Origin of the sequence: Methanospirillum sp., assembly GCF_035560735.1 — an archaeon.
In the GTDB taxonomy this organism is placed as follows: Archaea; Halobacteriota; Methanomicrobia; order Methanomicrobiales; family Methanospirillaceae; genus Methanospirillum.
The window spans coordinates 1-3,030 of sequence record NZ_DATMYY010000274.1; the positions used below are offsets into that span (position 1 = coordinate 1).

Below are 3,030 nucleotides of genomic sequence, written 5' to 3' on the forward strand. Positions count from 1 at the left end.
ATATTATATATCTACGTCGGAGATTATACCGTAGTTACTGCATAATACGGGTCCCAGACATGCTCAAGGAGAAGATAGCCGGTATCATTGAGGATATCACAAAGGTAGGTGGGGTACGGCTCTGTGCTCTCGTTTCACGGGACGGGATAATGCTTGGAAAGCATGCCGCGGGAGATTTTAATGAGGCGTGGTTTGCAGCGATGTGTGCAACTCTTCTCGCCTCGGCGGAGTCTGCGGCAGTTATCATTAAGGTCCAGTCACCGGAGATGGTGACAATTCAGACGTCTGATGGTATACTGATCATCATGGGAGCGGGAGATAAAATCCTCCTCACTACTCTGATAGATCCAACTGCGGACATGGAGACAGTCACTGCATCCCTGCGAGATATTGCAGAGGAAGTTGGGGGGAGTTTCTGATGGCCACCATAATGGTAATCGATGATAGTCCATTCATCGTGGATATCTTTGTGACAATGCTTGAGCGAGGTGGCTATACTGTTTATTCTGCTAACAGTGGGCCTGAGGGAATTGAACTTCTCAAGAGTGTCACTCCTGATCTCATCCTTCTTGACATAATGATGGAGCCAATGGATGGATGGGAGACACTCGTTGCGGTCAAGCAGAATTTTGAAACCAAAGATATTCCTGTAATGATGCTTACAGCCAAGCAACTTACACCCCAGGAGGCACAGGAGTATGGGATGTATATCGAGGATTACATCCTTAAACCGGTAACCCATTCTGAACTTTATTCTGCGATTGAAGGTGTCATTAACAGGAGGCAGCAGATTCAGGATGACATGAAGAAAGCAAAGGAGGGCGGGTTTGAAGAGTTACTTATCAATGAATATGGTCGTCTGGTCAAAAGTGTCGAGATAACCAAACGACTTCTCAAGCTCCTCTCTGCTACATATGATCTTTCTGATCCCTCTATGAAACTATCAGATGATATCAACATTGCAATCAGGAGTATGGAGACAAATCTGAAGTTTCAGGAGATGCGTGTCTCTGAAATCAGGGAAGAGTTCTCTGGTAAACCTGCCTGACTCTTTTTTTCGGTCGTCAGTCAGGGACTATCATGTGGCCAGGTTGTTTTCTCCCTACAATATGAAGTAGATCAAGCACTAACCTCATGAACCATGTTTGATCTCGTATGTGTCAAATGCGGAGAAACATATCCGGCTGACACAGTTCTTTATTCCTGTAGGAAATGTGGTCATCTTCTAGAGGTCAGGTATGATCTCGCATCTATCAATATCACCCGAAGAGACTGGCTCTCCCGTCCCCTATCAGTGTGGCGGTACCGTGAACTCCTACCTGTAAAACGCGAACCGGTTTCCCTTTGTGAAGGAGGAACTCCGCTGTATCATCTGAAACGTATCGGTGAAGAGCTAGGGATGAAGGAGCTTTATGCCAAGCATGAAGGAATGAACCCATCAGGCTCTTTTAAAGACAGGGGTATGACAGTTGGTGTCTCCATGGCTCTTCAGCTTGGGATGAGTTCAGTTGCCTGTGCAAGTACCGGCAACACTTCAGCCTCTCTTGCTGTTTACGGTGCAAAAGCTGGTATTCCCACCATTGTGCTATTGCCAGCCGGGAAAGTTGCCCTCGGAAAGGTTGCTCAGGCCCTGATGCATGGGGCGCGGGTTATCTCAATTAACGGGAACTTTGACCGGGCACTTGAGATGGTTCGTGATCTCTGTGAAAGTAAGGGGATCTACCTGCTCAATTCGATTAATCCCTACCGTCTCGAAGGTCAGAAGACAATTGGGTTTGAGGTTATTGATCAGCTGGATGGTAAGGTACCTGACCGGATGGTTCTGCCGGTAGGCAATGCTGGAAATATCTCTGCGGTCTACAAAGGGATTCTGGAACTTAAGGCCTTAGGATTTGTTGACAAGATGCCGATGATGACCGGTATTCAGGCAGCCGGCTCCCAGCCAGTTGTCCGGGCCATCCGTGAAGGGCTTGCTGAAGTCATACCTGATGAGAATCCTGAGACTGTTGCAACTGCTATCAGGATTGGAGCTCCTGTGAATGCAGAGAAGGTCCTCACTGCTATCAGGGGAAGTGGCGGGACTGCTGACTCTGTTACAGATGAAGAGATCCTTTCCATGCAGTGTGACCTTGCCCGTAAGGAGGGTATTGGTGTTGAGCCTGCGTCTGCTGCGTCGGTAGCAGGTGTCAAGAAACTAGTAGAGTCCGGGGTTATTGACCGGGATGAGCAGGTGGTCTGTGTGGTTACCGGTCATCTCCTCAAAGACCCAGAAACGGTGATTAAACAGTGTGCCCCTCCAATCGAATGCGAAGCAACACTAGAGTCATTACTGGCTGCATTACAACTCTGATCCTGGTTATTCTTGCAATTCCAGTGTCAGCTCTGAATATCACATATCAGATTGCTGATGACGGGACAGGATACCATGCAGTGGCCGCCGTAAATGCCACGGATAGATATGAATTCATGCAGAGCGGAGCGCTTGGTGAGCAGGTTCCACTCAAGGTGACCAATATCACCCTCTTTGAGAATGGTGTGAATAAAACATATACTGAGGAAAGGGGTGGTATACGATTTGCATCAGGAAATTATTCGATCACCTTTGATGGTACAATATCAGGAAATACATTCCAGAGTCAGTTGCCGGAACCAGGTTCGGTCTCAATTATCCTTCCTGAACATTACAAGGTGGATAACCCGCTCCTGACATCCCTTCAGCCGGGTGGATCACGAGTGAATAAAAGCATGAATCAGACTGTTGTTACCTGGGATAAAACCAGGTATTTTGATATCAGATTTTATGATGGTAACCAGGAGAATTTGCTCGGGATATTTACTCAGTTCTGGCTTATCATCGCAGTGATGCTTCTTCTACCGTTTTTGTTTTCAAGAGGACGACAGGGATAACCCCCTGAGTTCTGTTTTTGTGTGGTGCCGCAATAATGTCCGAAGTCCTTGATGATATGTGCGGCACCTCCGGTGCATCAACATCTGATTGTCTCTTGATCTTCTTCTGATATGTTGTACAAG

Annotated in this window: 4 protein-coding genes; all 4 read left to right on the top strand. The window is 47.2% G+C overall.

Going from position 1 to position 3,030, the window contains the following annotated elements:
* The coding region (locus VN429_RS07805) for a roadblock/LC7 domain-containing protein (protein WP_325631772.1) at positions 1–419 on the top strand (419 nt) is incomplete at its 5' end.
* Positions 419–1,048 (top strand): response regulator, encoded by a 630-nt coding sequence (locus VN429_RS07810; RefSeq protein ID WP_325631774.1) that lies wholly within the window; start codon positions 419–421, stop codon positions 1,046–1,048. The genes VN429_RS07805 and VN429_RS07810, both read left to right, overlap by 1 nt.
* A 93-nt stretch (positions 1,049–1,141) precedes the next feature.
* Positions 1,142–2,350 (top strand): threonine synthase, encoded by a 1,209-nt coding sequence (gene thrC, locus VN429_RS07815; protein ID WP_325631777.1) that lies wholly within the window; start codon positions 1,142–1,144, stop codon positions 2,348–2,350.
* A complete protein-coding gene (locus VN429_RS07820) occupies positions 2,305–2,907 on the top strand; it encodes a DUF5803 family protein (RefSeq protein WP_325631779.1) in 603 nt (200 codons plus the stop codon). Before thrC ends, VN429_RS07820 begins: the two co-directional genes overlap by 46 nt.
* The last annotated feature ends 123 nt before the right edge of the window (positions 2,908–3,030 follow it).

What these genes read in the sequence shown, in the direction of transcription:
- VN429_RS07810 (WP_325631774.1), top strand. Translation starts at nt 419, where the DNA reads ATGGCCACCATAATGGTAATCGATGATAGTCCATTCATCGTGGATATC.
- thrC (WP_325631777.1), top strand. Translation starts at nt 1,142, where the DNA reads ATGTTTGATCTCGTATGTGTCAAATGCGGAGAAACATATCCGGCTGAC.
- VN429_RS07820 (WP_325631779.1), top strand. Translation starts at nt 2,305, where the DNA reads ATGCGAAGCAACACTAGAGTCATTACTGGCTGCATTACAACTCTGATC.